Raw genomic sequence first — 232 nt, forward strand, 5'->3', positions numbered from 1 at the left:
CTCCGCACTTCGACCCTGAGAGCGGAGTCTGTGCACAGTATGCACGGCATAAAAGGGGACTCATTGGCTATCGGCGAGAGCGACCACTACTTTAGGATAGTTAACAGGCTATAAGATTAAAATATCTAGCGTAAATCGCTAACAGCAGTTTGAATATCTGCCAGCGAGGCTTTACTTAGATCTTTCGATAGGGAATGAATTACCAGTTTCTGTGTAGGGCCATCGAGCTTTT

Annotated in this window: 1 pseudogene; it reads right to left on the reverse strand. The window is 45.7% G+C overall.

The window, feature by feature from the left end:
* Positions 1-125: 125 nt before the first annotated feature.
* Positions 126-232: pseudogene (locus AC1RQI_RS17565) on the reverse strand (host attachment protein); the annotation flags it as partial.

The organism is Salicola sp. AFF1, assembly GCF_056783195.1.